This window comes from Denitratisoma sp. (assembly GCA_032027165.1).
Lineage (GTDB): Bacteria > Pseudomonadota > Gammaproteobacteria > Burkholderiales > Rhodocyclaceae > Desulfobacillus.
This window is the reverse complement of sequence record JAVSMO010000001.1, coordinates 600,549-624,953: the sequence shown is the minus strand read 5'-3', so window position 1 is coordinate 624,953 and position 24,405 is coordinate 600,549. Positions and strand designations below refer to the sequence as shown.

28 protein-coding genes are annotated in these 24,405 nt (G+C 66.4%); 21 read left to right on the top strand and 7 right to left on the bottom strand.

Annotation, left to right across the window (positions count from 1 at the left end):
- Nucleotides 1-41: 41 nt before the first annotated feature.
- From ROZ00_03005 to ROZ00_02990, 4 genes are read right to left on the bottom strand one after another with little or no spacing between them, the layout of a single operon-like run.
- The gene (locus ROZ00_03005; protein ID MDT3735175.1) at nt 42-1,742 is read right to left on the bottom strand and encodes a nickel-dependent hydrogenase large subunit; all 1,701 of its coding nucleotides are present in this window, start codon (nt 1,740-1,742) and stop codon (nt 42-44) included.
- A gap of 15 nt (nt 1,743-1,757) precedes the next feature.
- Nucleotides 1,758-2,921 carry a Ni/Fe-hydrogenase cytochrome b subunit gene (gene hybB / locus ROZ00_03000; protein ID MDT3735174.1) on the bottom strand — a complete coding sequence of 388 codons (1,164 nt, stop codon included), beginning with the start codon at nt 2,919-2,921 and terminating at the stop codon, nt 1,758-1,760.
- Nucleotides 2,914-3,963 (bottom strand): hydrogenase 2 operon protein HybA, encoded by a 1,050-nt coding sequence (gene hybA / locus ROZ00_02995; GenBank protein MDT3735173.1) that lies wholly within the window; start codon nt 3,961-3,963, stop codon nt 2,914-2,916. Before hybA ends, hybB begins: the two co-directional genes overlap by 8 nt.
- 2 nt (nt 3,964-3,965) lie before the next feature.
- Nucleotides 3,966-5,105, bottom strand: a complete 1,140-nt coding sequence (locus tag ROZ00_02990) for a hydrogenase small subunit (protein MDT3735172.1) — start codon at nt 5,103-5,105, stop codon at nt 3,966-3,968.
- A 435-nt stretch (nt 5,106-5,540) separates the two neighbouring features.
- Between ROZ00_02990 and ROZ00_02985 the strand changes: the two genes are divergently transcribed.
- The gene (locus ROZ00_02985) at nt 5,541-7,151 is read left to right on the top strand and encodes a hypothetical protein (GenBank protein ID MDT3735171.1); all 1,611 of its coding nucleotides are present in this window, start codon (nt 5,541-5,543) and stop codon (nt 7,149-7,151) included.
- Here ROZ00_02985 and ROZ00_02980 read toward each other — a convergent pair.
- The gene (locus ROZ00_02980; GenBank protein ID MDT3735170.1) at nt 7,078-7,818 is read right to left on the bottom strand and encodes a hypothetical protein; all 741 of its coding nucleotides are present in this window, start codon (nt 7,816-7,818) and stop codon (nt 7,078-7,080) included. The genes ROZ00_02985 and ROZ00_02980 overlap by 74 nt on opposite strands.
- A gap of 105 nt (nt 7,819-7,923) precedes the next feature.
- On the opposite strand from ROZ00_02980, the gene ROZ00_02975 reads away from it, so the two are divergent.
- The 3 genes from ROZ00_02975 to ROZ00_02965 all read left to right on the top strand — a co-directional run bounded on the left by ROZ00_02975 (nt 7,924) and on the right by ROZ00_02965 (nt 10,219).
- Entirely contained in the window at nt 7,924-9,186 is a 1,263-nt protein-coding gene (locus ROZ00_02975; protein ID MDT3735169.1) for an EAL domain-containing protein, read from the top strand.
- A 7-nt stretch (nt 9,187-9,193) separates the two neighbouring features.
- Complete coding sequence (locus ROZ00_02970; protein ID MDT3735168.1) at nt 9,194-9,895, top strand: N-acetylmuramoyl-L-alanine amidase; 702 nt, start codon at nt 9,194-9,196, stop codon at nt 9,893-9,895.
- A gap of 90 nt (nt 9,896-9,985) precedes the next feature.
- Nucleotides 9,986-10,219, top strand: coding sequence for a hypothetical protein (locus tag ROZ00_02965; protein MDT3735167.1), 234 nt, complete (start codon nt 9,986-9,988; stop codon nt 10,217-10,219).
- Nucleotides 10,220-10,227: 8 nt separating this feature from the next.
- On the opposite strand, the gene ROZ00_02960 is transcribed toward ROZ00_02965, so the two are convergent.
- On the bottom strand, nt 10,228-10,911 hold the full coding sequence (locus ROZ00_02960; protein MDT3735166.1) for a hypothetical protein: 684 nt from the start codon (nt 10,909-10,911) through the stop codon (nt 10,228-10,230).
- Nucleotides 10,908-11,468, bottom strand: a complete 561-nt coding sequence (locus tag ROZ00_02955) for an RNA polymerase sigma factor (GenBank protein ID MDT3735165.1) — start codon at nt 11,466-11,468, stop codon at nt 10,908-10,910. Before ROZ00_02955 ends, ROZ00_02960 begins: the two co-directional genes overlap by 4 nt.
- A gap of 120 nt (nt 11,469-11,588) precedes the next feature.
- Here ROZ00_02955 and ROZ00_02950 point away from each other — a divergent pair, with 120 nt between their 5' ends.
- The 17 genes from ROZ00_02950 (at nt 11,589) to ROZ00_02870 (ending at nt 24,403) form a co-directional block, all read left to right on the top strand.
- Nucleotides 11,589-13,028 (top strand): bifunctional enoyl-CoA hydratase/phosphate acetyltransferase, encoded by a 1,440-nt coding sequence (locus ROZ00_02950; protein MDT3735164.1) that lies wholly within the window; start codon nt 11,589-11,591, stop codon nt 13,026-13,028.
- On the top strand, nt 13,025-14,218 hold the full coding sequence (locus ROZ00_02945; protein ID MDT3735163.1) for an acetate/propionate family kinase: 1,194 nt from the start codon (nt 13,025-13,027) through the stop codon (nt 14,216-14,218). Before ROZ00_02950 ends, ROZ00_02945 begins: the two co-directional genes overlap by 4 nt.
- A complete protein-coding gene (locus ROZ00_02940; GenBank protein ID MDT3735162.1) occupies nt 14,179-15,141 on the top strand; it encodes a cation diffusion facilitator family transporter in 963 nt (320 codons plus the stop codon). Before ROZ00_02945 ends, ROZ00_02940 begins: the two co-directional genes overlap by 40 nt.
- Nucleotides 15,142-15,345: 204 nt before the next feature.
- Nucleotides 15,346-18,228: an adenosylcobalamin-dependent ribonucleoside-diphosphate reductase gene (locus ROZ00_02935; protein ID MDT3735161.1), complete on the top strand. Its 2,883-nt coding sequence runs from the start codon at nt 15,346-15,348 to the stop codon at nt 18,226-18,228.
- Between the two features lie 307 nt (nt 18,229-18,535).
- Nucleotides 18,536-18,757 carry a hypothetical protein gene (locus tag ROZ00_02930; GenBank protein ID MDT3735160.1) on the top strand — a complete coding sequence of 74 codons (222 nt, stop codon included), beginning with the start codon at nt 18,536-18,538 and terminating at the stop codon, nt 18,755-18,757.
- Between the two features lie 398 nt (nt 18,758-19,155).
- Nucleotides 19,156-19,872 (top strand): hypothetical protein, encoded by a 717-nt coding sequence (locus tag ROZ00_02925; protein MDT3735159.1) that lies wholly within the window; start codon nt 19,156-19,158, stop codon nt 19,870-19,872.
- 276 nt (nt 19,873-20,148) lie between these two features.
- Entirely contained in the window at nt 20,149-20,673 is a 525-nt protein-coding gene (locus ROZ00_02920; GenBank protein MDT3735158.1) for a hypothetical protein, read from the top strand.
- 93 nt (nt 20,674-20,766) lie between these two features.
- Nucleotides 20,767-21,030 carry a hypothetical protein gene (locus tag ROZ00_02915; GenBank protein MDT3735157.1) on the top strand — a complete coding sequence of 88 codons (264 nt, stop codon included), beginning with the start codon at nt 20,767-20,769 and terminating at the stop codon, nt 21,028-21,030.
- An 81-nt stretch (nt 21,031-21,111) separates the two neighbouring features.
- Entirely contained in the window at nt 21,112-21,402 is a 291-nt protein-coding gene (locus ROZ00_02910; GenBank protein ID MDT3735156.1) for a nucleotidyltransferase domain-containing protein, read from the top strand.
- Entirely contained in the window at nt 21,399-21,758 is a 360-nt protein-coding gene (locus ROZ00_02905) for a DUF86 domain-containing protein (protein MDT3735155.1), read from the top strand. The genes ROZ00_02910 and ROZ00_02905 overlap by 4 nt, the downstream gene beginning before the upstream one ends.
- A gap of 85 nt (nt 21,759-21,843) precedes the next feature.
- Nucleotides 21,844-22,083: a DUF4160 domain-containing protein gene (locus ROZ00_02900; GenBank protein MDT3735154.1), complete on the top strand. Its 240-nt coding sequence runs from the start codon at nt 21,844-21,846 to the stop codon at nt 22,081-22,083.
- On the top strand, nt 22,043-22,306 hold the full coding sequence (locus ROZ00_02895) for a DUF2442 domain-containing protein (GenBank protein ID MDT3735153.1): 264 nt from the start codon (nt 22,043-22,045) through the stop codon (nt 22,304-22,306). Before ROZ00_02900 ends, ROZ00_02895 begins: the two co-directional genes overlap by 41 nt.
- 84 nt (nt 22,307-22,390) lie before the next feature.
- Nucleotides 22,391-22,777, top strand: a complete 387-nt coding sequence (locus ROZ00_02890) for a hypothetical protein (protein MDT3735152.1) — start codon at nt 22,391-22,393, stop codon at nt 22,775-22,777.
- A gap of 12 nt (nt 22,778-22,789) precedes the next feature.
- On the top strand, nt 22,790-23,041 hold the full coding sequence (locus ROZ00_02885) for a hypothetical protein (protein MDT3735151.1): 252 nt from the start codon (nt 22,790-22,792) through the stop codon (nt 23,039-23,041).
- Nucleotides 23,041-23,412, top strand: a complete 372-nt coding sequence (locus ROZ00_02880) for an RNA-binding S4 domain-containing protein (protein ID MDT3735150.1) — start codon at nt 23,041-23,043, stop codon at nt 23,410-23,412. Before ROZ00_02885 ends, ROZ00_02880 begins: the two co-directional genes overlap by 1 nt.
- 80 nt (nt 23,413-23,492) lie before the next feature.
- Complete coding sequence (locus ROZ00_02875; protein ID MDT3735149.1) at nt 23,493-24,032, top strand: GNAT family N-acetyltransferase; 540 nt, start codon at nt 23,493-23,495, stop codon at nt 24,030-24,032.
- Nucleotides 24,017-24,403, top strand: coding sequence for a DUF488 family protein (locus ROZ00_02870; GenBank protein MDT3735148.1), 387 nt, complete (start codon nt 24,017-24,019; stop codon nt 24,401-24,403). Before ROZ00_02875 ends, ROZ00_02870 begins: the two co-directional genes overlap by 16 nt.
- The last annotated feature ends 2 nt before the right edge of the window (nt 24,404-24,405 follow it).

Sequence of the window (24,405 nt, the reverse complement as noted above, 5' to 3'; positions counted from 1 at the left end):
GTGTAGCAGTCCGCGGACGCAGCGGGCCTGCCTGGCTGAACTCACTTGGCGTTCACGGTGATGGCGCTGCCGTTCTCGGTGTCGGTGACGTGGATGGCGCAGGCGATGCACGGGTCGAAGGAGTGCACCGTGCGCAGCACCTCGAGCGGACGCTCGGGATCGGCGATCGGGTTGTCGGCGATCGACGCCTCGTACGGCCCCGGCTCGTCCTTGTCGTTCCGCGGGCAGGCGTTCCAGGTCGAGGGCACCACGCACTGGTAGTTCTTGATCTTGCCGTTGTCGATGACGACCCAGTGCGACAGCGCGCCGCGCGGCGCCTCGTGGTAGCCCTGGCCCATGATCTCGCCCTTCGGGAAGACCGGCTTGTTGAAGGTCGTCAGGTCGCCCTTGGCCATGTTGTTGAGCAGCGCGGTCCACTGGTCGGCCAGCATATCCACCTGCACCGCGCAGGACACCGCGCGGGCGGCATGGCGGCCGATGGTGGAGTGCATGGCGTCGAGGCCGACCTTGGTCTTGGCCAGCGCCGAGACGGTGTCGAGCGCCGCCGTGGCGTACTTCTTGGTCGGCTCGTGGCCGGCGGCGAGCATGCACAGCACGCGCGCGAGCGGCCCGACCTGGGCCGGCTTGCCGTAGAAGGTCGGCGACTTCAGCCAGGAGTACTTGCCGTCTTCCTTGAAGTCGGTGTACTGCGGCTTGGTCTCGCCCTTGTAGGGATGCAGCGGCTTGGAGCCCTCGTACCAGGAATGCTTGGCGCTCTCCTCGACGCCCTTGACCCAGAACTCGTCGTTGAAGGTCTTGATGGGCTTGAACGAACCGAGGTCCTTGTTGGCGATGTAGCCGCCGGGCAGGGCGAACTGGGTGCCCTTGGTGTCCATCGGGATGTCCGGCACCGCGAGGTAGTTGGTGACGCCGGCGCCGTACTTGGTCCAGTCGGCGTAGAAGGCACCCACCGCGGCGACGTCGATGAGGTAGACGTTCTTGACGAAGTCCGCCAGCTCGTCGATGTAGCCCTTGATGGCGAGCAGGCGCTCGACGCCCAGCGTCGAGTAGCTGTCGGTGGACAGGGCGTTGGAGACGCCGCCGACGGCGACGTTCTGGATGTGCGGCGTCTTGCTGCCGAGGATGGAGACGATCTTGTTGGCCTTGCGCTGCACGTCGAGCGCCTGCAGGTAGTGCGCCACGGCGAGCAGGTTCACCTCCGGCGGCAGCTTCATCGCCGGGTGGCCCCAGTAGCCGTTGGTGAAGATGCCGAGCTGGCCGCCGTCGACGAAGCCCTTCAGGCGCTCCTTGACGGCGCGCATCTCGAACTTGCCGTTGCCCTGCCAGGTCGAGAGGCTCTCGGCCAGGCGCGAGGTGGCGTCCGGATCGGCCTTCAGCGCCGAGGTGACGTCCACCCAGTCGAGCGCGGAGAGGTGGTAGAAATGCACGATGTGGTCGTGCACCGCGTGCGCCAGGATGATCAAGTTGCGGATGTACTGGGCGTTGAGCGGCACCTCCAGTTGCAGGGCGTTCTCCACCGCGCGCACCGAGGTGATGGCGTGCACCGTGGTGCACACGCCGCAGATGCGCTGGGTGATGGCCCAGGCGTCGCGCGGGTCGCGCCCGAGCAGGATGAGCTCCACGCCGCGCCACATCTGGCCGGAGGACCAGGCCTTCTTGACCTTGCCGCCATCCACCTCGCAGTCGATGCGCAGATGTCCTTCGATTCGGGTGATCGGATCGATCGTTATGCGTTGTCCCATTCTTGACTCCTTTGATTAGCGCGTAACCGGCTGCGCGGCGGGCAGCACGGGGTAGTTTCTGACGATGACGATGTAGGCCAGGATCTCGAAGGCGATCAGGCCGACGGTGACCATGAGCTCGGCGAGCGACGGGAAGTAGTGCCAGCCCTCGCCCGTCATGTAGCCGACGAGGAAGCCATTGATGCGCAGCAGGAAGCCGCCCAGCATCAGCAGCACCGCGGAGATGAACAGCTTCGCCGCGCTGCGGCGCGCGGATTCGGAAGCCAGCAGCGCGAGCGGCACGACGAAGCAGGCCATCTCGACCCAGAACCAGAAGGCCTGCCAGGTGGCGGCAAAGGCCGTGCCGAGCGCGCCGCGCAGGACCAGGTCGGCGACGCGCACGACGACGTAGGCGGCGAGCAGCCCGAACATGACCTTCGACAGCGGCGTCAGCACCGGCGTCTCCAGCTGGCGCTTGAAGCCGGTCGAGGACAGCGTCGCCTCGAAGATCACCACGGCGAAGCCGAGCAGGATGGCCGTCATCAGGTAGATCACCGGCAGCAGCCAGCCGGACTGCCAGAGCGGATGGATCTGCTCGCCGAAGATCACCAGCAGCGAGCCCAGCGAGGACTGGTGCATCGAGGGCAGCAGCACGCCCAGGGCGATGAAGAAGAACAGCACCTTGTTCAGCTTCTGCCTGACGTCCTTCATGCCCCACTTCTCGAGGAAGGCCGGCGAGAACTCGATCCACATCACCACGATGTAGGCCGAAATGCACACCGCCACTTCGAACATCACCGAGTTCACCTGGGCGTAGCCGGGCCAGAAGATGTGCCAGAAGTTCCACCAGCGGCCGAGGTCGAAGATCACCGAGGCGCCGGCCAGGGTGTAGCCGAACAGGCTGGCCAGCAGGGCCGGCCGCACCAGCGGGTGGTACTGCCCCTTGTTGAAGATGTAGACCAGCAGCGCCATGGCGTAGCCGCCGCAGGCGAAGGCCGAGCCGACCACCACGTCGTAGGCGATCCAGATGCCCCAGGGATAGCCGTCGTTGAGGTTGGTCACCGCGCCGAGGCCGTAGAACAGGCGGTAGAGCAGGATGACGCCGGCGATCGCCGCCAGCACGCCGAGCAGCAGCGTGAAGGGCGTAAGCAGGCTGCCGCCGAGCGGGCGCGGCGCGTGTGCGTGCGAATGATCAGCCATTCTGGCCTCCCTCCCCGTCCTCGGGCTTGACGTTGCGCTTGGCGATGAAAGTCAGTGCCCCCAGCACGGCGATCGGCGCGATGAGGCCGCCGTAGAGCGTGTGCTGCAGGGTCTCGGACGTCGCCGCATCGGAGCGCGGCGGCAGGTCCGGATAGCCCAGCTTCTGGAAGGAGACGCCGGAGAGCATGAGCATCTGCGTGCCGCCGAATTCCTTCTCGCCGTAGATGTGCTGCAGGTACTGGCCCGCCACGCCGGGGTAGCGCTGGGCGCCGTCGTCCTTCCAGCCCTGCCGGCGCTGCGCGCCCTTGCCTTCGGGGGCGCCCTGCAGGGCCTTCTCCTCGGACGCGCGCAGGTGGCCGCGCGGAAACTCGGTTTTCTCGCCGGGCTTCAGGGCCAGGCGCCGCTGCGCCTCCTCGCGCAGGACCGAGACCTTGCCGTAGAGCGTGGCGCCGGTCGGGCAGACCTCGGCACAGGCGGCGTACTTGCCGTCCTTGTGGCGGTGGATGCACAGCTGGCACTTGCTGATCTGCGGCGTCGGCGAATCGTAGGTGAAGCGCGGCACGCCGAAAGGGCAGGCGGCGACGCAGTAGCGGCAGCCGATGCAGGCATCCTTGTCGTAGGTCACCACCCCGGTCTTCGCGTCCTTCTGCATGGCCGAGACCGGGCAGGCCGAGACGCACGAAGGATCGACGCAGTGCATGCACGACTTCTTGATGAAGGCGAAGCCGTTTTCTTCGCGGTCCTTCGCTTCCATCTTGCCGTTGCGGTAGGCCTTGATGACGTTGAGCGTCTTGCCGGAGATGTCGAGCGGCGTGTCCCAATACTGGTCCGCCGTCGAGAACTCCATCGGCATGCCGTTGGCCTCCTTGCAGGCGGCCACGCAGGCCTTGCAGCCGACGCAGAGGACGGAATCGAAGAGCAGCCCGACCGCCTCGGGCGGCATGGGACGGGTTTCGCGCGCCTGCGCCGGACAGCTGGCCGCCCCCGCTGCGAGGGCGGTGCCGCCGGCGAGCGACGCCTTGAAGAATGTGCGCCTGTCCATGGTCACTCGCCTTTCCGCTGTGCCTGGGCCTCGTCCTGCTTGCCGAGGTTCTTCGCCAGCATGGCGGCGCCGCCGGCCGCCGCGCCGGCGATGGCCGCCAGGGCCGCGGCCGCGGCGAAACTGGACTTGCCCTGCTGCTCGACCACGCCCGGATAGGAGGCGGGCGGGCTCATGCCCTTCAGCTGCGCGGTCATGTGGATCGGCTTGGTGAAGCCGACGCCCTTCTCCGAGCAGCCGATGCAGGGATGGCCGCAGGCCACCGGCCAGTTCGACTCGCCGACGTCGCCGAAGCCGATGGTCGAGCAGTTGGCATAGGTCTCCGGGCCCTTGCAGCCGAGCTTGTAGAGGCAGTAGCCCTTGCGGTGGCCTTCGTCGCCGAACTCGTGGGCGAAGCGGCCGGCGTCGAAGTGGGCGCGGCGCTCGCAGTGCTCGTGGATGATGCGGCCGTAGGCGAACTTGGGACGGCCGAGGTGATCGATGTCGGGCAGCTTGCCGAAGGTGAGGAAATGCACCACCGTGGCGAGGAAGTTGTAGGGGTTGGGCGGGCAGCCCGGGATGGTCACCACCGGCTTGCCGAGCACGTCGGCCACGCCCGAAGAGCCGGTCGGGTTCGGTTCGGTGGAGGGCATGCCGCCCCAGGAGGCGCAGGATCCGATGGCGATCACCGCGGCGGCGTCGGCCGCGCACTCCTTCAGCATGTCGATGGCCTTGTGGCCGCCGATCTTGCAGTAGATGCCGTCCTTCGCGACGGGGATGGCGCCCTCGACCACCAGGACATATTTGCCCTTGTTGGCCTTCATGGCGGACTTGCGCGCCGCCTCGGCCTGGTGGCCGGCGGCCGCCATCAGGGTCTCGTGATAGTCGAGCGAGATGACGTCGAGGATGAGTTTCTCCAGCGTCGGGTGCTCGGCGCGCAGCAGCGATTCCGAGCAGCCGGTGCATTCCTGGAAGTGCAGCCAGATCACCGAAGGCCGCTTGGCCTTCTCGACGGCCTTGGCGATGGCCGCCTCGGCGCCGGCCGGCAGGCCCAGCGTCGTCGCGGTGGCTGCGCAGAACTGCATGAACTCCCGCCGGTTGATGCCGAGCCGGCTGGCCACCGTGCCGGCGGCTTCCGCTGTTTCTTCGATGTAGGTTTCGCTCATGTCCTGATTCCTCTTGTTAGCCCAGTCCTCACCTCCGGTAGCTGCCGGAGGCCCTCCGCTGCATTCGGGCGCCGGCCGCTGGAAGTCTTGTTGGCAAGCGCTTCGGTTCATGGATTACAAGTTTCATGCCCGCCCGAAGAAGGATTTATATTTACTAATAATCAATGCCATGCATGACTGCGCCGGCACCGGAAGGCTGGCGCGAATACGACACCTGACCGCTCGGCTTGTCTGACCGGAAAGCAACTTGCCACTGCGATTTGCGTGCTTATCTTTATGTTTCAATTATTTACGTTATACAGGTCGGATGGGCGGGAAACGGGCCGCGGTCTCGTCCGGCCTCGCGGCCCGGACGGTATCCACGACGCGACGAGCGGCATGCGAGCGTGAATTAGTGCGCTGGCACGGCCGCCGGGCTTATGACATCCTTGGCCCATGAAATTGAATGGCATGCTCTCGCCCGGCGGCAACGCGGAGGCGCTCGACCCCGAGCGCTTCCAGGCGTGGCTCGCCACCCTGCCCTTCGAGCGGCCCGGCGTCGCCGCGCAGGCGCTGATGAATGAACTGCAGCGCTTTCGCGGCACCAACAGCCGGAGCACGCGGCTCAGGCTGTTCGAGGCCTCGCTGGATACCGTCCGCCGCCTCGTGCGCGAAGTGGAAAAGCTGCTGGCCGCCAGCCCGCTGCCCCTGGAGCAGGAGGTGCAACTGGTGTTTCTCGCCACCAACGCCCTGCTCAAGACGCTCGCCGCCTGCTACGCCGGCATCGCCGACGAGATCAATCAGAAGTGGATCGGCCTCGGCCTGGCCAAGCCCCTGCGCCTGGCCACCCTGCGCGCCATGGAGTTCCAGGCGCAGCGCCTCGACCTCGCCTATCGCGTCTACGCGCGCGGCTCCAAGTCGGCCTGGTCGGAACTGCACCGGCTCTACCGCATCGCCCGCAGCGGCGGCTTTGCCACCCACAAGCCGCCAGGCACCGGCGCCAGCCCCGAGCAGGTTTACGTGAATGCCCTGCTGCTCGACTTCGCCGAGCCGACCAAGCTCGCGCCGGGCGAGCTGGAGCGCGTGCGCTTCTATGTCGAACGCCACGCCAAATTCGTCCAGCTCGAGGAAATCGCCGCCGCAGAAAAGGCCAACGAATCGTTCGATGCCTGCTTCCTCATCAAGCCCAGAGATTCCCGCGCCGGCCGCTCGCTGGTGCGCGTCGGCAACACGCCCGTCGAGTCGGGCGACCTCGTCCTGCGCTGCAGCCGCCTGCTGACCAAGCTGCAGGGGCAGATCGGCGGCATCGAGAAGGGCATCGAGCCGGCCAGGCTCGGCCTGCCGCTGGCGGCGCGCCAGCCGCAGTACGTGGCGCTGATGCGCAACCTGCACCGGCTGTGGAGCGCGCCGCCGATGCGCCGCTTCAGCCGGCAGAAGTTCAAGCCGCGCGTGGACCTCGTCATCGGCTTCGATGCGCTGTGGACCTACCTCGCCGGCCCGGCCAACCGCCGCCGCACCGACGAGCTGCCGGTGAAGATCGACACCAGCGAATGGGCCATCGGCAACGAAAGCCCGGGCGGCTTTTCCCTGCAGTACATCGCCGGCAACGCCGCGCCGGTGCGCGTCGGCGAGGTCGTCGGCCTGCGCCCGCGCGACCAGAGCGTGGTGCATATCTGCCTGACGCGGCGCGTCGTCACCGGCGACCTGCAGAGCCTGGAACTCGGCCTGCAGAACCTGGCGCCGGGCGGCATGCCGACCATGGTCTCCACGGAGAGCATCGACAAGGATGGCCGCAGGCAGGTCAAGGCGGTGCGCGTCATCGTCCTGTCCAAGCTGCCTTCGGCCGGCGACGGTCCCGCCCTCATCGCGCCGGCGCAGACCATCCAGCCCGGCGTCTCGGTCTACCTGCAGCGGCGCAGCGGACCGCTGCGCCTGTGGGTCAGCAAGCCGATCGAGCAATGCCCGGGCTGCGAGGTCTTCGCCCTGATTCCCTTCACCCCTGCGGGTCAGGCACGAACCCAGCCGGGAACGGCTGCGGGTGCGCATAGCGCGGCGCTCGCGGGATGATGCCGCGCGCCACCAGGTTCGCGCGCGAGTCGTAGTAGATCGTCAGCACTTCCGCCGGCGCCTCGCTGGCGCGGCGGAAATCCGTGTACTGCGTCGGATCGTTCAGGCGCTCGCCATGGCCGGTGCCCAGCCGGGCCTCCTCCTGCATTGCCCGTCCCCTGCCCGCCGCATCCGGCGCCTGCTTCGACAGCGCGTCGTACGGCGCCGGCGCGGGCCGCGGCGCCACGTATTCGCGGAACACCGCCACGCCGATGACGCCGACGTTGTCCGGCCGCCCGGTGCGCGCGGCATAGGCATCCGGCAGCGCCGTGAAGTAGAATGCAGCCACGTCGTCGAGGCTCTTGCGCCAGCCGCGGATCTCGGCAGACTGCCACGGGCCCAGCACATAGCCCGATTGCCGCGCCGCCGCCGTTTCGCCGGTGACCGCGTTCACCCCGTCCACAGAGAGCACTGCGAGAAGTCGGCCGCCGCCGCGGTTGGCCAGCCGTATCGCGTAGCGCTCGCCGGGGGTGCCGGCGATGTAAATGCGCCCGTCGTGGCGCCAGGTTTCCAGTTTCCGGCCCGTGGCAGTGCTGACGACTTCCACCTCGGCCAGGCGGCCGGCATCCGCCACCGACGCGCAGCCGGCGAGCCACAGTGCGGCGCAGATTGCAATGAATGAACGCATGACGATCTCCTTGTAATGGGTTGCGTCCACTCAAACGCCGCGCGGCCGGAAGCGGGGTTGCATTGTTCGAAATTTTTTTGCGCACGAATCCGGGGCCGGCGACCGATGACCACCGAAACTGAACAGCTGCAGGAAGTCTTCATCGGCAGGCAGCCGGTCCTCGACCGCCAGCAGGCCACGATGGGCTATGAACTGCTGTTCCGCCCGGGCCCGCAGAATCGCGCCGACATCGACTCCCCGACGCGGGCCACCGCCGACGTGGTGTGCTCGGCGTTTGCCGAACTCGGCCTCTCGGCGGCCCTGACCTCCCAGCAGGCCTTCATCAACGTCGGCGAGGATTTCCTGCTCGACGATGCCGTCGAGCTGCTGCCGCCGCAGCAGGTGGTGCTGGAGATCGAGTCGGTGCACGACTTCAGCGCTCCGCTCCTGCGTCGCTGCCGCGAACTCGGCGGCAAGGGCTACAGCTTCTGCCTGCACTGGTCGGGCGAGGCCGGCGAGGGGCTGGCGCCGCTGCTCGACATGCTGAGCTACGCCAAGATCGACGCCAATCCGGCAATGCCGGCCACCTTCAAGGCACTGTCGACGGCGCTGCGCGGCAGCCGCGTCAGGATGATCGCCGGCCGCGTCGAGACGGCCGAGGACTGGCAGTACTGCGCCAGGCTCGGCTTCGACCTGTTTCAGGGCTACTACTTCGCCCGGCCGGTCGTCATCGAGGGCCGCAAGCTCGACCCCTCGACGCAGGGCCTCATCGCCATCATCAACCTGCTCGGCGGCGAGGACGCCGACCTCGCCGCCGTCGAAGCCGCCTTCAAGGGCGAACCGGCGCTGCTGGCGAACCTGCTGCGGCTCACCAACTCGGTCGGCGTCGGCGGCGCGCTCAGTTCCCGCATCACCTCGGTCCGCAACGCCATCGCGGTGCTCGGCCAGCGCCAGCTGCTGCGCTGGCTGCAGCTGCTGCTCTTCTCGCGCCCGGGCACGCCCATCGGCCGCAATCCGCTGATGCTGCTCGCCGCCCTGCGCGGCCGCCTGATGGAACTCGTGGCGGAAAAACTCCACCCGACGCGCCGGGACCTGCAGGACCTTGCCTTCATCACCGGCCTGATGTCGCTGATACCGGCGGCGCTGGGCCTGCCCATGACGGAGGTCCTCGCCCACATCGCCGTCGCGCCCGACGCGCGGCGGGCGCTCTCCCGCCGCGAAGGCGAACTGGGGCAGCTGCTCGAGCTGATCGAGCGCTACGACGACAACGACATGAACGCCACCGCCGGCCTGCTCGGGCGGCGGGGAAACCTGAACCTGAGCAGCCTCGGCGCCCTGCTCGCCGAAGCCATCGCCTGGGTGCAGCAGCTCACCGCCGGCGGGGAGTGACGCCTCGATGCGGCACCTGCCGGCGCTGGCGGCCCTCCTCCTGCTGGCGCTGCGTGCGGCCGCAGCCCCGCCTGCGATCGCCCTCGACGTCGGCCATTCCCATGCCCGGCCCGGCGCCACGAGCGCGCGCGGCGTTGCCGAATTCGACTTCAATCTGAAGCTCGCGCAGGCCATCGCCGCCGAACTGGAAAAGGCCGGCGTCGCGGTGCGCCTGATCGGCGCCGACGGACTCGCCGACGACCTGCGCGCCCGCGCGCCGCAGGCGGCCGGCACGCAGCTGCTGCTGTCCATCCACCACGACTCCGTCCAGCCGAAATACCTCCGCCGCTGGGAGCACGACGGCGCGACGCGGCCCTACAGCGACCGCTTCCGCGGCCATTCCCTCTTCATCTCCAGCCGCAACCCGCAGGAGGCGCGCAGCCTGCATTGCGCCGCCCGCATCGGCCGCGCCCTGCGACGCGCCGGCTTCGTCCCCACCCGCCACCACGCCGAGCCGATCGAGGGCGAGGCGCGGCCCTGGGCCGACTACACCGCCGGCGCGCACTACTACGACAACCTGGTCGTCCTGAAGACCGCCACGGTGCCGGCCGTGCTGTTCGAGGCCGGCGTCATCGTCCACCGGAAAGAGGAAAAGCTGCTGGCGCAGGACGGCCGCCGCACGCGCATGGCGCGGGCGGTGGCGCGCGGCATCCGCGATTGCCTGCCCTGAATCCTGGAAGCGTGTCTTCCCCCACCCGGCAACTTGTGCTACGGTGATGCAGGATTCCAAAATAAAAAACTGCCAGGGGGAGGTACTTCGATGGAACCATGCTATTCCTGCGGCGAACAGATACGCCTGGGCGACGTCGTCGGCGTCGGATACGTGATGTTCGGCAAGATCGTGTACATGATCGGCCACGGTGTCAGCAGCGATGCCTTCCGGACCGAGGAATGGGATCACCTCGGCGGCGGCTACGTGATCCAGACGCCCGAGGGGGCGCTGTTCCACTGCGCGCACGAGGCGGAAATGGCCCTGCTCGACAGGGCGAACTGACTACCTGACTAGCGCAGGTCTTCCGGCAGCAGGTAATCCGGATAGGCCTTCCTGAATTCCGCCAGGGCCTCGGCGGCCTCCCCTTCCTTTCCCTGCCGCTTCAGGCGGCGAATCTCCTCCAGCCATTGCTCCGGCGTGCGCGGCGCGGCGGCGCCGGCCGCCTCCTTGCGCAGCGGCGCCGACCTGGCGCGCATCTCGGCGGCATCGGCGGCAGGCGCGGCCTGCTGCCGCATTTCCGGCGCCGCTGTCGCCGGGGCGGCGGGCGGCGCCTCGGCGGGCTTCGGCACGGCAACCGGCGCAGGAGCGGCAGGCGGACGCTCCACCTCGCGCGGCGCCGGCGCCTGCTTCAATGCGGTAGCCGGCGGCGGCGCCGGCTTGGCGGCAAGGTCGGCCGCATCGGATTTTTCCGGCACGGCGGCAGCCGGCGCGCGCTGCACTGCCGGCGGCTCGCTCAGCGCCCGCTCCTCCTCCTGCTGCACCATCAGGGTCAGCGTCACCGTCACGACGACCGAGGCGGCGATGCTCATCGGCAGCGTCCAGGATTGCCACCAGGCGCGGCGGCGCGGCGGCGCGGCCGAAACCGCGGCGCGCGAGGCGGCGAGGATGGCCGCATCCAGCGCCGCCGCCGGCTCGGCGCCGCCGGCCTCGCGGTAGAGGCGGGACAGCTGTTCGTCGCGGATGTCGTCGCTCATTTCAGATCCTTCAGTGCGGAGCGCAGCTTGTTCACGGCATAGCGCAGGCGGCTCTTCGCCGTCTCGCGGTTCGTGCCGGTGGCGGCGGCGATCTCCTCCAGCGTCAGCTCGCCCTCCTCGCTGAGCAGGAAGGTCTCGCGCTGCGCGGCGGGCAGCGCCCCGATGTGCCGCACCAGTTCCTGCGCCAGCGCCTTGCGCTCGAACATGGCCTCCGGCTGCGCCGACGCCGCCGCCGGCAGCGCGGCGACCCGGTCGGCATCCTCCGGATCGTCGTCGTAGCTGACGATCTCGGCGCGGCCCTGCGCGCGGTAATGGTCGATCAGCCGGTTGTGGGCGATGCGGAACAGCCAGGTGGAGAACTTTGCCGCCGCCTCGTAGCCCTTGCGCGCATTCACCACCTTGAGCCAGACGTCCTGGAACAGCTCGTCGGCGTGGGCGGCGGCGCCGCACTGGCGCAGCAAATAGCGGTACAGGCGGCTGCGCCAGCGCCGGTAGAGCGCCTCGAACGCGGCGGCGTCGCCGTCGCGGTAGGCCAGCATCAGCGCCTCGTCGCTCATCCCCTCGTACATATCCGCAGTCTATGTGGGTTTAAACGTCGGCGGCAAGATGGCGGGGTTATCATGCGCCTGAGAACAACTTGACGCAGCGCAAAGTATTCGCAATCCCTGCGGCATAGATTGGAACAAACAACCCACCCGAAAGCCATCATGGAAGCCATGGAGTACATCGAGAACCGCACCTTCGACGAGATCCAGGTCGGCGACAGCGCCACCTTGGTGCGCACCCTCAAGCCGGAGGACATCCAGCTCTTCGCCATCATGTCGGGCGACGTCAATCCCGCCCACGTCGACCCCGAGTACGCCAAGAGCAGCATGTTCCAGGAGGTGATCGCCCACGGCATGTGGGGCGGCGCGCTGATCTCCACCGTGCTCGGCACGCAGTTCCCCGGCCCCGGCACCATCTACATCGACCAGACGCTGCACTTCTCGCGCCCGGTCGGCCTCGGCGACACCATCACCGTGACGCTGACGGCGACGCGCAAGTTCGACCACAACCACCACATCCTCTTCGACTGCGTGTGCACCAACCAGGACGGCCAGACGGTGATCCGAGGCACGGCCGAGGTGCTGGCGCCGACCGAGAAGATCAAGCGCGCGCGCATCGAGCTGCCGGAAGTCACCCTCCTCGACCGCGAGGCGCGCTACCAGCACCTGCTCGCCCGCACCAAGGGGCTCGCCGCGATCCCCATGGCCGTGGTGCACCCCTGCGACCGCGAATCCCTGCTCGGCGTGGTCGAGGCCACCCAGGCCGGCCTCATCGTGCCGACCCTGGTCGGCCCGGAAGCGAAGATCCGCGCGGTGGCCGAGCAGCAGGGCGTCGACCTCGCCGGCATCGCCGTCATCGACGTCGAGCACAGCCACGCCGCGGCCGACCGCGCGGTGGCGCTGGTGCGCGAAGGCCGCGCCGAGGCGCTGATGAAGGGCTCGCTGCACACCGACGAGCTGATGGGCGCGGTGGTCGACGCCACCACCGGCCTGCGCACGGCGCGGCGCATCAGCCACGTCTTCCTCGCCGACGTGCCGACCTACCCGAAGCCGCTGCTCATCACCGACGCGGCGATCAACATCGAGCCCGACCTCGAGTGCAAGGCCGACATCGTGAGGAACGCCATCGACCTGGCGATCGTGCTCGGCATCGTCGAGCCGAAGGTGGCCATCCTTGCCGCCGTCGAGACGGTGACGCCGAAGATGCGCAGCACGATCGACGCCGCCGCGCTGTGCAAGATGGCCGACCGCAACCAGATCGCCGGCGGCGTGCTCGACGGCCCGCTCGCCTTCGACAACGCCATCTCCATCGTCGCCGCCAAGACCAAGGGCATCCTCTCCGCCGTGGCCGGCCGCGCCGACATCCTGGTGGTGCCCGACCTCGAGTCCGGCAACATGCTGGCCAAGCAGCTCGAGTACCTGGCCGAGGCCCTGCTCACCGGCGTGGTGGTCGGCGCGCGCGTGCCCATCGTGCTGACCAGCCGCGCCGACACCGCCGAGACCCGCGCCGCCTCCTGCGCCATCGCCCTGCTCATGGCGCATGCGAAACGCAGGCAGGCGCAGGCGAAATGACCGACGCGATACTGACGATCAACGCCGGCTCCTCGAGCATCAAGTTCGCCCTCTTCGAGCGCGACGATCCCGTGCGGCCGCAGGCGGCGCTGCGCGGCGAGCTCGACGGCATCGGCGCGCAGCCGCGGCTGAAGGCCAGGGATGCCGGCGGCGCCGTGCTGGCGGAACTGACTTTCGCCGAGCTCGCCGGCCTGCCCGCCGACGAGCAGCACCGCCGCAGCCTCGACTTCCTGGTGCGCTGGCTCGACGAGCACGACGACGCCTGGCGGGTCGCCGCCGTCGGGCATCGCGTCGTGCACGGCGCCGACCGCTACGCCGCGCCGGTGGTGCTCTCGCCCGCCGACGTCGAGGCGCTGGCCGGCTTCGTCCCGCTGGCGCCGCTGCACCAACCCTACAACGTCGCCGGCATCCGCGCCCTCGCGGCGCTGCTGCCCGGCGTGCCGCAGGTGGCCTGCTTCGACACCGCCTTCCACACGACGCAGCCCGAGCGGGCGCGCCGCTTCGCCCTGCCGCGCCGCCTGTCGGAGGCCGGCGTCAAGCGCTACGGCTTCCACGGCCTCTCCTACGAATACGTCGCCCGCGTGCTGCCGCAGCACCTCGGGGCGAAGGCCGACGGCCGCGTCGTCGTCGCGCACCTCGGCAACGGCGCCTCGATGTGCGCGATGCACGGACGGAAGAGCGTCGCCACGACGATGGGCTTCACCGCCCTCGACGGCCTCATGATGGGCACGCGCTGCGGCGCCATCGACCCCGGCGTGCTGCTGCACCTGATGGAATTCCACCATATGGACGCCGCCGCCCTGACGAAGCTGCTCTACAAGGAATCCGGCCTGCTCGGCGTCTCCGGCATCAGCCAGGACATGCGCGCGCTCCTCGACAGCCCCGCCCCCGAGGCGGCCGAGGCGGTCGACCTCTTCTGCTACCGCATCGGGCGCGAGCTGGGCTCGCTGGCGGCGGCGCTCGGCGGCCTCGACGCGCTGGTGTTCACCGCCGGCATCGGCGAGCACGCCGCGCCGGTGCGCGAGCGGATCTGCCGCCAGGCCGGCTGGCTCGGCGTGCAGCTGGACGACGAAGCCAACGCCCGCCACGACGCGCGCATCGGCGCGAAAGGCAGCCCGGTCGACGTCCTCGTCCTGCCCACCAACGAGGAATGGATGATCGCGCAGCACGCGGCGGCGCTGGTGCAGTGAACATGGCGCACGACCACGCCCATCACCACCACGACCACGCGCACGGCCACGCCGCCTACCTGCCGCTGGCGCTCGGCGTCACGCTGCTCTACGCCGCGGTGGAGGCCGGCGCCGGCTGGTGGGCCGGTTCGCTGGCGCTGCTCTCGGACGCCGGCCACATGCTCACCGATGCGCTGGCCCTGGCGCTGGCGGCGGCCGCCGCCTGGGCGGCGCGGCGCCCGCCGACGCACCGCCTCAGCTTCGGCCTGCAGCGCATCGAGATCCTCGCCGCGCTGGGCAATGCCGGCTTCATGCTGGCGGTGATCCTCGGCATCGCCTGGAGCGCGGTCGACCGCCTGCTGCATCCCGTCCCCGTGCAGGGCATGGTGGTGACGGCCGTCGCCGTCGTCGGCCTGCTGGTCAACGTCGGCGTCGCCTGGCTGCTGGCGCACGGCGAGGAAACCCTGAACACGCGCGCCGCCCTGCTCCACGTGCTGGGCGACCTGCTCGGCTCGGTGGCGGCGCTGGCCTCCGGCCTGGTCATCCAGTTCACCGGCTGGACGCCGGCCGACCCGCTGCTCTCGCTGTTCATCTGCGCGCTGATCCTCTACTCCACCCTGCGCCTGGCGCGCGAGGCGGTGCATGCCCTGCTCGAAGGCGTGCCGCCGGGACTGACTTTGCCGGAAGTCGGCCGCCGCATGGCCGCCGTCGACGGCGTCGTCTCGGTGCACGACCTGCATATATGGTCGCTCTCCTCGCGCCGGGCCGCGCTCTCCGCGCATGTGGTGGTGCGCGACCTGGAAGCCTGGCCGCGCATCCTCGCCGCGCTGACGGAACTGCTCAACGCGGATTTTGAAATCGGGCACGCCACCCTCCAGCCCGAGCTTTTCCAGCCCGCCCTGTACGCCATCGACGAACCGGCAAAACCCCGTTTTCAGGGGTAGAACCGCCCGGAAACCCGCGCCAGTCCTTGTGTGCGGTGCGACATACTATATCTAGTGGGCATTTCTCATTGATTACACAAGAGAATTCAGTAAGGTATTGTTTTTACGTAAATATATTTTTTTAAAAACCTGTTCACATGACCGGATCGAAGCAGTATATTGATCCCCGGTCAGAATCAACCCGAACTACGGAGAAAAAAACAGATGAGCACAACTCTGTCTTCAAACAATCCTGAGACAAAGCTCCGCGACGACAACACCCTACCTGCAGAACAAGAGATTTCCGGCGAAGTCCTGCTCGAGAAATACGCCAAAGGCAACGAACAGAACGTGCATGACGTGCGCGCCCGCGTGGCGCGCGCGCTGGCCGCCATCGAGGCGGAAGACAAACGCGCCCACTGGGAGAAGCTCTTCCTCGAAGCGCAGGAGAACGGTTTCGTGCCGGCCGGCCGCATCAATTCCGCCGCCGGCACCGACCTGCAGGCGACGCTGATCAACTGCTTCGTGCAGCCGGTCGGCGACTCCATCTCCGAGGTCGTCGACGGCCGTCCCGGCATCTACACCGCGCTCTCCCAGGCGGCGGAGACCATGCGCCGCGGCGGCGGCGTCGGCTACGACTTCTCCTCGATCCGCCCGGTCGGCGCCTTCGTCAAGGGCACGCATTCGCGCGCCTCCGGCCCGGTGTCCTACATGCGCGTCTTCGACCGCTCCTGCGAGACGGTGGAATCCGCCGGCGCGCGCCGCGGCGCCCAGATGGGCGTGCTGCGCTGCGACCATCCGGACATCGAGATGTTCATCCATGCCAAGGACCAGGGCGACCTCACCAACTTCAACATCTCCATCGGCGTCACCGACGCCTTCATGCAGGCGGTGGAGAACGACGGCGACGTCGAACTGGCGCACAAGGCCGAGCCCTCCGCCGACTTCAAGGCGGCCGGCGCCTACCAGCGCGAGGACGGCAGCTGGGTCTACCGCAAGGTGCGCGCGCGCGAGCTGTGGGACCAGATCATGCGCTCGACCTACGACCACGCCGAGCCGGGCATCCTGTTCCTCGACCGCATCAACCGCGACAACAACCTGAACTACTGCGAGACCATCGAGGCCACCAACCCCTGCGCCGAGCAGCCGCTGCCGCCCTACGGCTGCTGCTGCCTGGGCTCGATCAACCTCACCCGCTTCGTCAGGCACTCGTTCACCAAGAAGGCCGAGTTCGACTACGCCGGCTTCGGCCGCGTCGTGGAACTCTCCACGCGCATGCTCGACAACGTGCTCGACGCCACCCACTGGCCGCTGCCGCAGCAGCAGCAGGAAGCCAACGCCAAGCGCCGCATCGGCCTCGGCTTCACCGGCCTGGGCGACGCGCTGATCATGCTCGGCCTGCGCTACGACACGCAGGAAGCCCGCGCCAAGGCCACCGAGATCTCGGCCTTCATGCGCGACCGCGCCTACCTCGCCTCGGTCGAACTGGCCAAGGAGCGCGGCGCCTTCCCGCTCTTCAACGCCGACCTGTATCTCTCCGGCGGCAACTTCGCTTCCCGCCTGCCGGCCGAGATCAAGGATCAGATCCGCAAGCACGGCATCCGCAACTCGCACCTGCTGTCGATCGCGCCGACCGGCACCATCTCGCTGGCCTTCGCCGACAACGCCTCGAACGGCATCGAGCCGCCCTTCTCGTGGACCTACACCCGCAAGAAGCGCATGACCGACGGCACGCACAAGCAGTACTCGGTCGAGGACTACGCCTGGCGCCTGTACAAGTACCTCGGCGGCGACATGAACAAGCTGCCGCCCTACTTCGTCACCGCGCTGGAAATCTCCGCGCAGGCGCACGAGGAAATGGTCGCCGCGGTCGCCCCCTACATCGACACCAGCATCTCCAAGACGGTGAACGTGCCGGAGGACTACCCCTACGCCGACTTCGAGCACCTCTACCTGGCGGCCTGGAAGTCCGGCCTCAAGGGGCTCGCCACCTACCGGCCCAACAAGGTACTCGGCGCGGTGCTCTCCGTCGACGGCGGCGCCAGCACCGAGAAGAAGCAGCCGCAGGACGTGAAGATCGGCGACGCCAACCGCCGCCTCGCCATCAAGAGCCTGCCGGCCCCGGTGCTCGCCAGCCTGCGCTGGCCCGGCCGTCCGCGCATGACCGACGGCAACTCGGCGTGGACCTACATGATCGAGACGCCGGCCGGCGAGTTCGCCCTCTTCGTCGGCCACATCGAGCAGAACGCCAAGCCGGTGCCCTTCGAAGTGTGGGTGAACGGCTCCGAGCAGCCGCGCGGCCTCGGCGCCGTCGCCAAGACGCTGTCGATGGACATGCGCGCGCAGGACCGCGCCTGGCTCAAGCTCAAGCTCGACACCCTCGCCCGCACCCGCGGCGAAGAGATGTTCGACATGCCCTTCCCGCCGCACGGCGAGAACAAGCGCATGCCCGGCGTCGTCGCCGCCGTGGCGCAGGTGGTGCGCTACCGCGTCGAGCAGCTCTGCGGCAACCTCGACGAGAAGGTGCCGACCCCGGTGCTCGACTCCATGTTCAGCCTGCAGGAGCCGAAGACCGGCACCGACGGCACGCTGTCGTGGACGGTGGACATCCAGAACCCCGCCTCGGGCGAGGACTTCGTGCTCGGCCTCAAGGAGATCACCCTGCCCGACGGCGTGACGCGGCCCTACTCGATGTGGCTCTCGGGCAACTACCCACGCGCGCTCGACGGCCTCTCGCACATCCTCTCGCTCGACATGCGCGTGATGGACCCGGCCTGGATCGGCATGAAGCTCCGGAAGCTCCTCAACTACCCCGAGCCGCTCGGCGACTTCATGGCCTTCGTGCCCGGCACGCGCAAGCAGCAGAACTGGCCCTCGACCGTGGCCTACATGGCGCGCCTCATCATGCACCGCTACGCCATGCTCGGCATCCTCGACGAGAACGGCTACCCGACGCGCGAGATGGGCATCCTCGAAGCCCCGCGCGAAGCCAGCGCGCCGAAGATCATGCAGGGCGCCCTGTGCAAGGAGTGCGGCAACTACACCGTGATCAAGAAAGACGGCTGCGACTTCTGCAGCGCCTGCGGCGCGGTGGGGGCTTGCGGGTGATGTAGTGATTGATCGCCGAAATGGCAAAAAAACAAAGCCCCATCGGGAGACCGGTGGGGCTTTTTTATTTCGAGGATTTCGCCCCACCCTCAGCCGTGGTGGAATTTTTCCCGTCATTTAGGAAATCCATTTCATATTGGGAGTCTTAAGTTCTTGCTAGCATTTGTCCCGGCCCGCTCCGGCTCCGCGCATCGTTTATGGTCGGCGGCCTGCCTACTCGATATACCGAAATGCCCCCTACTTTATTTTCTGCAGCAGCCGCCAACTTGCTTGCGTCCATCGTCGCAAACTTCTCTGGGAGTTCCAAATGACTACTCAACTTATCCGCGCCTACGAAACCATTGACCAGACCACACTCGAAGACTTTTACATGGCAGTCGCCAAAAGTATCGAAAAGTCTCTAATCCAAGCAGGTGCGACACCCGGGACTGATTACACTTTTCTAGATCTCTACAAACTTGCTCAACCCTTCGTCCTTGAGACATTTAAAAAGGAAGGCGCCCTTTCTGTTCCCGCATCCTGGGCATAACCCTCCTATGCCGCCGTCCACCAACCCGGCAGTCACCCGGACCTGTGGCTTTTTCTGCGGAGATTTTTTCTAGAGGGCGCTATGCAACAATTTAAGAAAACTGCGTGGTGGAGTAGTGCCAATAATTGGGATGGTTGGGTTTCTGGAGTGAATGGCGGAAAGTGGTCGTTTGAGATTGTTGAGATTCCTGACTTTTACCACCCCAACGACACAGTCCCTGTTGCGCGAGGTACAGATTATGAGAGTGAAGATGAGGCATTTAAGGCAATGTCTAGTGTCCTTGGGAAAAGAGGACACTGGGTTGCGTATGAATGAGTAAATTTGAGGGTCGAAAGATGTCAGGCTTGATTAAACTCTTAGCGTAGGCAAACAAAGTCCTGAAGCGTGGTGGCGACCTCATGAATACCGAAAAAATCAAAGTCCGCGTCACCCAATTCCCCGACATCATAGAGGTAACCGTGAAGGCTCCGAAGAATATCGAATTCGATTTGCTCAACAATGCGAAGGATTCCTTGCGTCAGGCCATCGAATTAATCGCAACGAAGGAGATCGGCTCTGATCACGCCCGCCTTAAGCACTCGATTACAGCGTCCGCCCATTGCATTGAGCTTCTGCTAAAGGAGCGTCTTCGCCAAGTCAGTCCTGCATTCGTGTGGGAGAACGTCGATAAGTATCCGAGCCTGGAGGCAAGGACGGTGACAGTCGACACAGCCATCTCAAGACTGAGGTCCATTGGCAACGTTCAGTTCTCGGCAAATGACGAGCGAAACTTGAAGTCCCTGCGAACAACGCGCAACGCCATCGAGCACTATGAGTGGCGGGCGTCAGAAAAGGAGGCCAAGATTATCATTGGGCATGCCTTAAGCTTTGCTATTGACTTTGCCCATGGCGAACTACAGGTTAATCTCTCCGACGAGTTTAAGTCAGAAGGCATTTGGACAATGCTCCTTAATGAACTGTGGGAGTTTGCTAAGGCGCATGGTGCAAGGCTTGAAGCCAGGTTGCGGGCCAAGGGAGATTATCCGACCCGCTGCGACAAGTGCGATGAGCATACGGTGCCAATGCGTGGTGGTAGCTGCGAGCTGTGTGGCCATTGGCAGGCCATTGAAGAATGACGCCAACCCACGGCCGAGAGGAACGCTCCGCCAGCAAGCTTCGCTTGCCGTCTACGCACGCGCCCCACACCTTTAACGCTGGATCTCATCAAAGAGGGGTTGCTGATGTTCTGCAGGCAGTGTGGAACTGAGCTTTCGTCAGATGACAAGTTCTGCTTCAAGTGTGGTACTTCGACCAGCGCGGTTGACTCTGTTAGCTCCCCGACCGTTCGGTCAGCCGGCGAAGCCAGCCTGCTCTCGTTCGGACCGCCAGAGAATCGCTGGTGGCTTCCATTCGTGGGCAGGCGCGCCTTCCCCAAGGGTTTTGAGTGGATGGGGGAACGGAACACGTTGTTCCTGTGCCATAGTCACCTTGTGCTGATCCAAGGAGATGAGAAGCGGAGTGCGGCGCTCGACGTGATCGGGGCAATGGGCCTCGTTGGCGGCTTGGTCGGCGCGGTTCGGGGAATGAAGGACTCTTTCCTCAATAGGAAGTTCGAACTTTCAAGTGAGCAGGCGCAGCGTCTATATGACGATCAGCTCTTGGTCTGGTGCAAGAAGAGCGATGCCCAGATTTGGAGGTACCACGAGAAGCCATGGATGCTAATCCGGTCCACATCCGAACAACTGTACTGCCCTTTCAACTCGAAGGGCGGTGTGCTTCATGCATGCGCGGTTCTTTGGTGCACAGCTGAATACACTGGACACGGTAAAGGCGATATAGAAGGCTTTGGCGTCCGGATTGTGGATGTCGGTCACGACATACCGGAGAAGAAGGTCCCTGAGGTGATGGCCGCTTCGCGTTCTACGTTGCCAGAGTGACGCAGATGAAGCACAAAAGAAAGTAACTAAAGGGGTCGAGGTCGATTAAATTTGCAAGGCGTAAGCAACGTCACAAAGCGAGGTAGCCGTCAGATGAACACTGAAAAAATCAAAGTCCGCGTCACGCAATCCGGCCAGACCATGGACGTCGTCGTTTTCAACAAGCGGGCGACCGGCATCACGGTGGTGATCGGCGAAGGCCAGCACAGCATGAAGTGCGAGCTGTCGCCGACGCGCAATGGGCTGGCCTACGCCGGCAGCGTGATGGGGCGCGAGATCGTCTACGAGCGCAGTCGCGAGCAGGTGCAGGCCGACATCGACCGCCTCAACCCGGCCGTGCGCGAATACCGGCGCTGACGGCGCCGTCCTGCGCAGACTGACTTTTCCTGCACCATTGACCGGGATAGAATCGGCTCTCCGACAGGATAAAACCACGCCATGAAACCCTCCGAGTCCCTGCGCAAGCACCGCGACGCCGTCCTGGCACTGGCCGCCAGCATCGGGGCCGGGAACGTCCGCGTCTTCGGATCGGTCCTGCACGGCCAGGATAAGGACGGAAGCGACCTCGATCTGCTGGTGGACGTCCCCAAGGGCACCACGCTGCTCGACATGGCTCGGCTCCAGTCGGCCATCGAGAAGGAACTGGGCGTGCCGGTGGATGTGCTGACGGCGGGCGATCTTCCCCCTAAATTCCGCCAGGTCGTGCTGCAGGAAGCCAGGCCGCTATGAGCAATCCGATGCGCGATGCGGACTACCTCGACCATATTCAGGACGCCATCGCAAAGGTTTTCCGGTACACGAAGGGCAAGAGCGAAAGCAATTTCCTAGGCGACGAACTCATTCAGGACGGCGTGATCAGGAACCTGGAGATCGTCGGCGAGGCAGTTTCCAAATTGACGCCGGAATTGAAGGCCAGACATGCCGACGTGCCATGGGGCGACATCTCGGGCATGCGGAATCGGCTGATCCACGGCTACGTCACAGTCAACCTGGAAATCGTCTGGAGCACTGTCGTAAAAGTCTTGCCCGAGTTTCAAAGCAAGGTAACCGCCATACAGCGGCAGCTGGGCCAATCAAGCTCGTAGCACGCAACGACGGACAACGCCGTCCCGCGCAGACTGACTTTCAGGTCGGAAAGCTGCCAGCCTTAGCGAGGAGTATGATTTCCCCATGAGCCCGACCGTATTTCGCGCAGGCGGCTATCGTTTCTACTTCTTCTCGCGCGAAGAGCCCAGGATGCACATTCACGTCATGGGCCCGAACGGAGAGGCAAAGTTCTGGATTGAGCCGGTCGTCGAACTGGCGCAGAATTACGGCCTGTCGCAGAGGGAGATCGGCGAAACGCTTCGCCTGGTTCAGGAGCACGAACATGACATCCGCAGCGCTTGGCAAGGACATTTCGGCGGTTGAGGTCACCAACGTCTCGAAGCACGGCTTCTGGCTGCTGCTCGGCGAGAAGGAGGTGTTTCTGCCCTTCGAGCAGTTTCCGTGGTTTCGCGACGCCCCGATCGGCAAGCTGGTGAATGTCCAGCTCCCCACCAGCCACCACCTTTACTGGCCGGACCTCGACGTCGACCTGGCCGTCGAATCCCTCTTCCATCCCGAACAATTTCCACTGGTTAGCCGCCATTAATACGCCGTCCCGCAGCGACTGACTTTTCACCCCGGCAAAGCCCGGCTTTAACCGGGCCCCTTCAGCGCCACAGGAGGCAGACGAATGGCAATCGGCTGGCTGACGATCCTCAAGAGCGTCCCCTGGACCGAGGTCATCCGGAATGCGCCGAAGGTCGCCGAGGGCGCGAGGAAGCTGTGGAATGCGGTGGGCAAGCAGCGCGCGGCGGACGAGGCTGCGGCAGGCGCACAACCGGCCGCCTCGCATGAACCGCTCACCCTGGAGGCGCTGGAAGCGCGCGTCGCCGCATTGGAGGCCGCGGTGTCCGACCTGAACCAGCAGATGCTCGCCTCCTCCGAACTCATCAAGGAACTCGCCGAGCAGAACGCGCAGCTCATCAAGCGCATCGAGGCCAACCGGAAGCGCACGTTCTGGCTGGGCGCGGCTACACTGGCGCTGGCGATTGTCGTATTCTCCGCAGTACCCTTTTGAACGGGAAACCCGATGAAAAAACTGGTCGTGAAGATAAATGCCGAACTCGAAGTGCCCGATGACTGGGAGATCGCCCGGCATCCTTCGGGAATCACCGTCCTCAAGATCGGCGACACCTACGTCGACTTCGACCTGGCGCCCCTGGCGACGACCTCCGGCGACCCCGAAGCCGAATGGTCGGACATCAACGTCGAGGTCGTCGAACAGGTGCTGGATGCCGTCACCGGCCTCGACGCGGACCTGGAATTCATCACGCATCACTGATGCGCCTGGACAAGTGGCTCTGGGCCGCGCGCTTCTTCAAGACCCGCAGCCAGGCGGCCGCGGCGGCGGACGGCGGCAAGGTGAAGCTGAACGGAGCCGCCGCCAAGCCGGCGCGGGAGCTGAAGCCGGGCGACCGTCTGCACATCCGCACCGAGGGCGAGGACTGGGAGGTGGACGTGCTGGGCTTCAACGCCCAGCGCCGCCCCGCCGCCGAGGCCCGGCTGCTCTACCGGGAAACGCCGGAGGGCGCACGCAAGCGCGCCGAGGCGGCGGAACTGCGCCGGCTCTCTCCGCTGCCGCAGGCCGACGCGAAGGGCCGCCCGACCAAGCGCGACCGCCGGCAGCTGAACCGGTTGCGCGGCGGCCTGTAGCCGCAGGGGCGGGCGCAGAGGCACAATATCGCCGTGGCGCAGGGACTGACTTTTGCGGAGGGCATGAGGAACATGAGGACATGAGCAAAGGGACGGCCGATCTCCATCCGACGCTGGCGGGCGCGACGATCACCCTGCGGCCGCTGCGCGCCGACGACCTAGAGCCGCTGCATGCGGCGGCCTCCGACCCGCTGATCTGGGCGCAGCACCCGGACCCGGCGCGCCACCTGCGGCCGGTCTTCGAGAAGAACTTCTTCGCCGGCGCGCTGGCCGGCGGCGCCTACACGGTCGTCGAGAACGCCACGGGCCGGATCATCGGCTCGACGCGCTATTACGACTGGGACCCGGACAAGGGGGAAATCGCCATCGGCTACACCTTCCTCGCCCGCAGCCACTGGGGCGGCGCCACCAACGGCGAAATGAAGCGGCTGATGCTGGACAACGCCTTCCGCCGGGCCAGGGTCGTCCGCTTCGACATCGGCAGGGACAACTGGCGCTCGCGCAAGGCCGTCGAGAAGATCGGCGCGAGCTTCTCGCACGAGGGGCGCAAGGAGTTCAACGGCGTCGCGCTCGACTACGTCTTCTACACCATCGAGGCCTCGCAATGGCCGTGCGCGTAGTCAGGCTCGGCACGCCGCGGGCGAAGGACGAGGGCCTGCGCATCGGCACGGTGCGGCGGCCGCCGCGCGGCGTGCCGAAGTCGGAATTCGCCAGCGGCGACTGGTACGACGTGTGGTTTCCCAACCTGTCGCCGGGCGCGGAGACGGTGAAGTTCGCGCAGTCGGCGCAGACGCCGGCGCAATGGGCGGCCTTCGCGAAGAAGTATCGCGCCGAGATGGCGGCGCCGGATGCGGCGCGTACCCTCGACCTCCTCGCCGCCCTGTCGCACACGGCGAACTTCTCGGTCGGCTGCTATTGCGAGGACGAGGCGCACTGCCACCGCTCGGTGCTGCGCGCACTGCTCGCCGAGCGCGGCGCGAAGTTCGCCTAGAG

Excerpts from the sequence above, each read along its gene's own strand:
- ROZ00_03005 (MDT3735175.1), bottom strand. The coding sequence starts at position 1,742 with ATGGGACAACGCATAACGATCGATCCGATCACCCGAATCGAAGGACAT.
- hybB (MDT3735174.1), bottom strand. The coding sequence starts at position 2,921 with ATGGCTGATCATTCGCACGCACACGCGCCGCGCCCGCTCGGCGGCAGC.
- hybA (MDT3735173.1), bottom strand. The coding sequence starts at position 3,963 with ATGGACAGGCGCACATTCTTCAAGGCGTCGCTCGCCGGCGGCACCGCC.
- ROZ00_02990 (MDT3735172.1), bottom strand. The coding sequence starts at position 5,105 with ATGAGCGAAACCTACATCGAAGAAACAGCGGAAGCCGCCGGCACGGTG.
- ROZ00_02985 (MDT3735171.1), top strand. The coding sequence starts at position 5,541 with ATGAAATTGAATGGCATGCTCTCGCCCGGCGGCAACGCGGAGGCGCTC.
- ROZ00_02980 (MDT3735170.1), bottom strand. The coding sequence starts at position 7,818 with ATGCGTTCATTCATTGCAATCTGCGCCGCACTGTGGCTCGCCGGCTGC.
- ROZ00_02975 (MDT3735169.1), top strand. The coding sequence starts at position 7,924 with ATGACCACCGAAACTGAACAGCTGCAGGAAGTCTTCATCGGCAGGCAG.
- ROZ00_02970 (MDT3735168.1), top strand. The coding sequence starts at position 9,194 with ATGCGGCACCTGCCGGCGCTGGCGGCCCTCCTCCTGCTGGCGCTGCGT.
- ROZ00_02965 (MDT3735167.1), top strand. The coding sequence starts at position 9,986 with ATGGAACCATGCTATTCCTGCGGCGAACAGATACGCCTGGGCGACGTC.
- ROZ00_02960 (MDT3735166.1), bottom strand. The coding sequence starts at position 10,911 with ATGAGCGACGACATCCGCGACGAACAGCTGTCCCGCCTCTACCGCGAG.
- ROZ00_02955 (MDT3735165.1), bottom strand. The coding sequence starts at position 11,468 with ATGAGCGACGAGGCGCTGATGCTGGCCTACCGCGACGGCGACGCCGCC.
- ROZ00_02945 (MDT3735163.1), top strand. The coding sequence starts at position 13,025 with ATGACCGACGCGATACTGACGATCAACGCCGGCTCCTCGAGCATCAAG.
- ROZ00_02940 (MDT3735162.1), top strand. The coding sequence starts at position 14,179 with ATGGATGATCGCGCAGCACGCGGCGGCGCTGGTGCAGTGAACATGGCG.
- ROZ00_02935 (MDT3735161.1), top strand. The coding sequence starts at position 15,346 with ATGAGCACAACTCTGTCTTCAAACAATCCTGAGACAAAGCTCCGCGAC.
- ROZ00_02930 (MDT3735160.1), top strand. The coding sequence starts at position 18,536 with ATGACTACTCAACTTATCCGCGCCTACGAAACCATTGACCAGACCACA.
- ROZ00_02925 (MDT3735159.1), top strand. The coding sequence starts at position 19,156 with ATGAATACCGAAAAAATCAAAGTCCGCGTCACCCAATTCCCCGACATC.
- ROZ00_02915 (MDT3735157.1), top strand. The coding sequence starts at position 20,767 with ATGAACACTGAAAAAATCAAAGTCCGCGTCACGCAATCCGGCCAGACC.
- ROZ00_02910 (MDT3735156.1), top strand. The coding sequence starts at position 21,112 with ATGAAACCCTCCGAGTCCCTGCGCAAGCACCGCGACGCCGTCCTGGCA.
- ROZ00_02905 (MDT3735155.1), top strand. The coding sequence starts at position 21,399 with ATGAGCAATCCGATGCGCGATGCGGACTACCTCGACCATATTCAGGAC.
- ROZ00_02900 (MDT3735154.1), top strand. The coding sequence starts at position 21,844 with ATGAGCCCGACCGTATTTCGCGCAGGCGGCTATCGTTTCTACTTCTTC.
- ROZ00_02895 (MDT3735153.1), top strand. The coding sequence starts at position 22,043 with ATGACATCCGCAGCGCTTGGCAAGGACATTTCGGCGGTTGAGGTCACC.
- ROZ00_02890 (MDT3735152.1), top strand. The coding sequence starts at position 22,391 with ATGGCAATCGGCTGGCTGACGATCCTCAAGAGCGTCCCCTGGACCGAG.
- ROZ00_02885 (MDT3735151.1), top strand. The coding sequence starts at position 22,790 with ATGAAAAAACTGGTCGTGAAGATAAATGCCGAACTCGAAGTGCCCGAT.
- ROZ00_02880 (MDT3735150.1), top strand. The coding sequence starts at position 23,041 with ATGCGCCTGGACAAGTGGCTCTGGGCCGCGCGCTTCTTCAAGACCCGC.
- ROZ00_02875 (MDT3735149.1), top strand. The coding sequence starts at position 23,493 with ATGAGCAAAGGGACGGCCGATCTCCATCCGACGCTGGCGGGCGCGACG.
- ROZ00_02870 (MDT3735148.1), top strand. The coding sequence starts at position 24,017 with ATGGCCGTGCGCGTAGTCAGGCTCGGCACGCCGCGGGCGAAGGACGAG.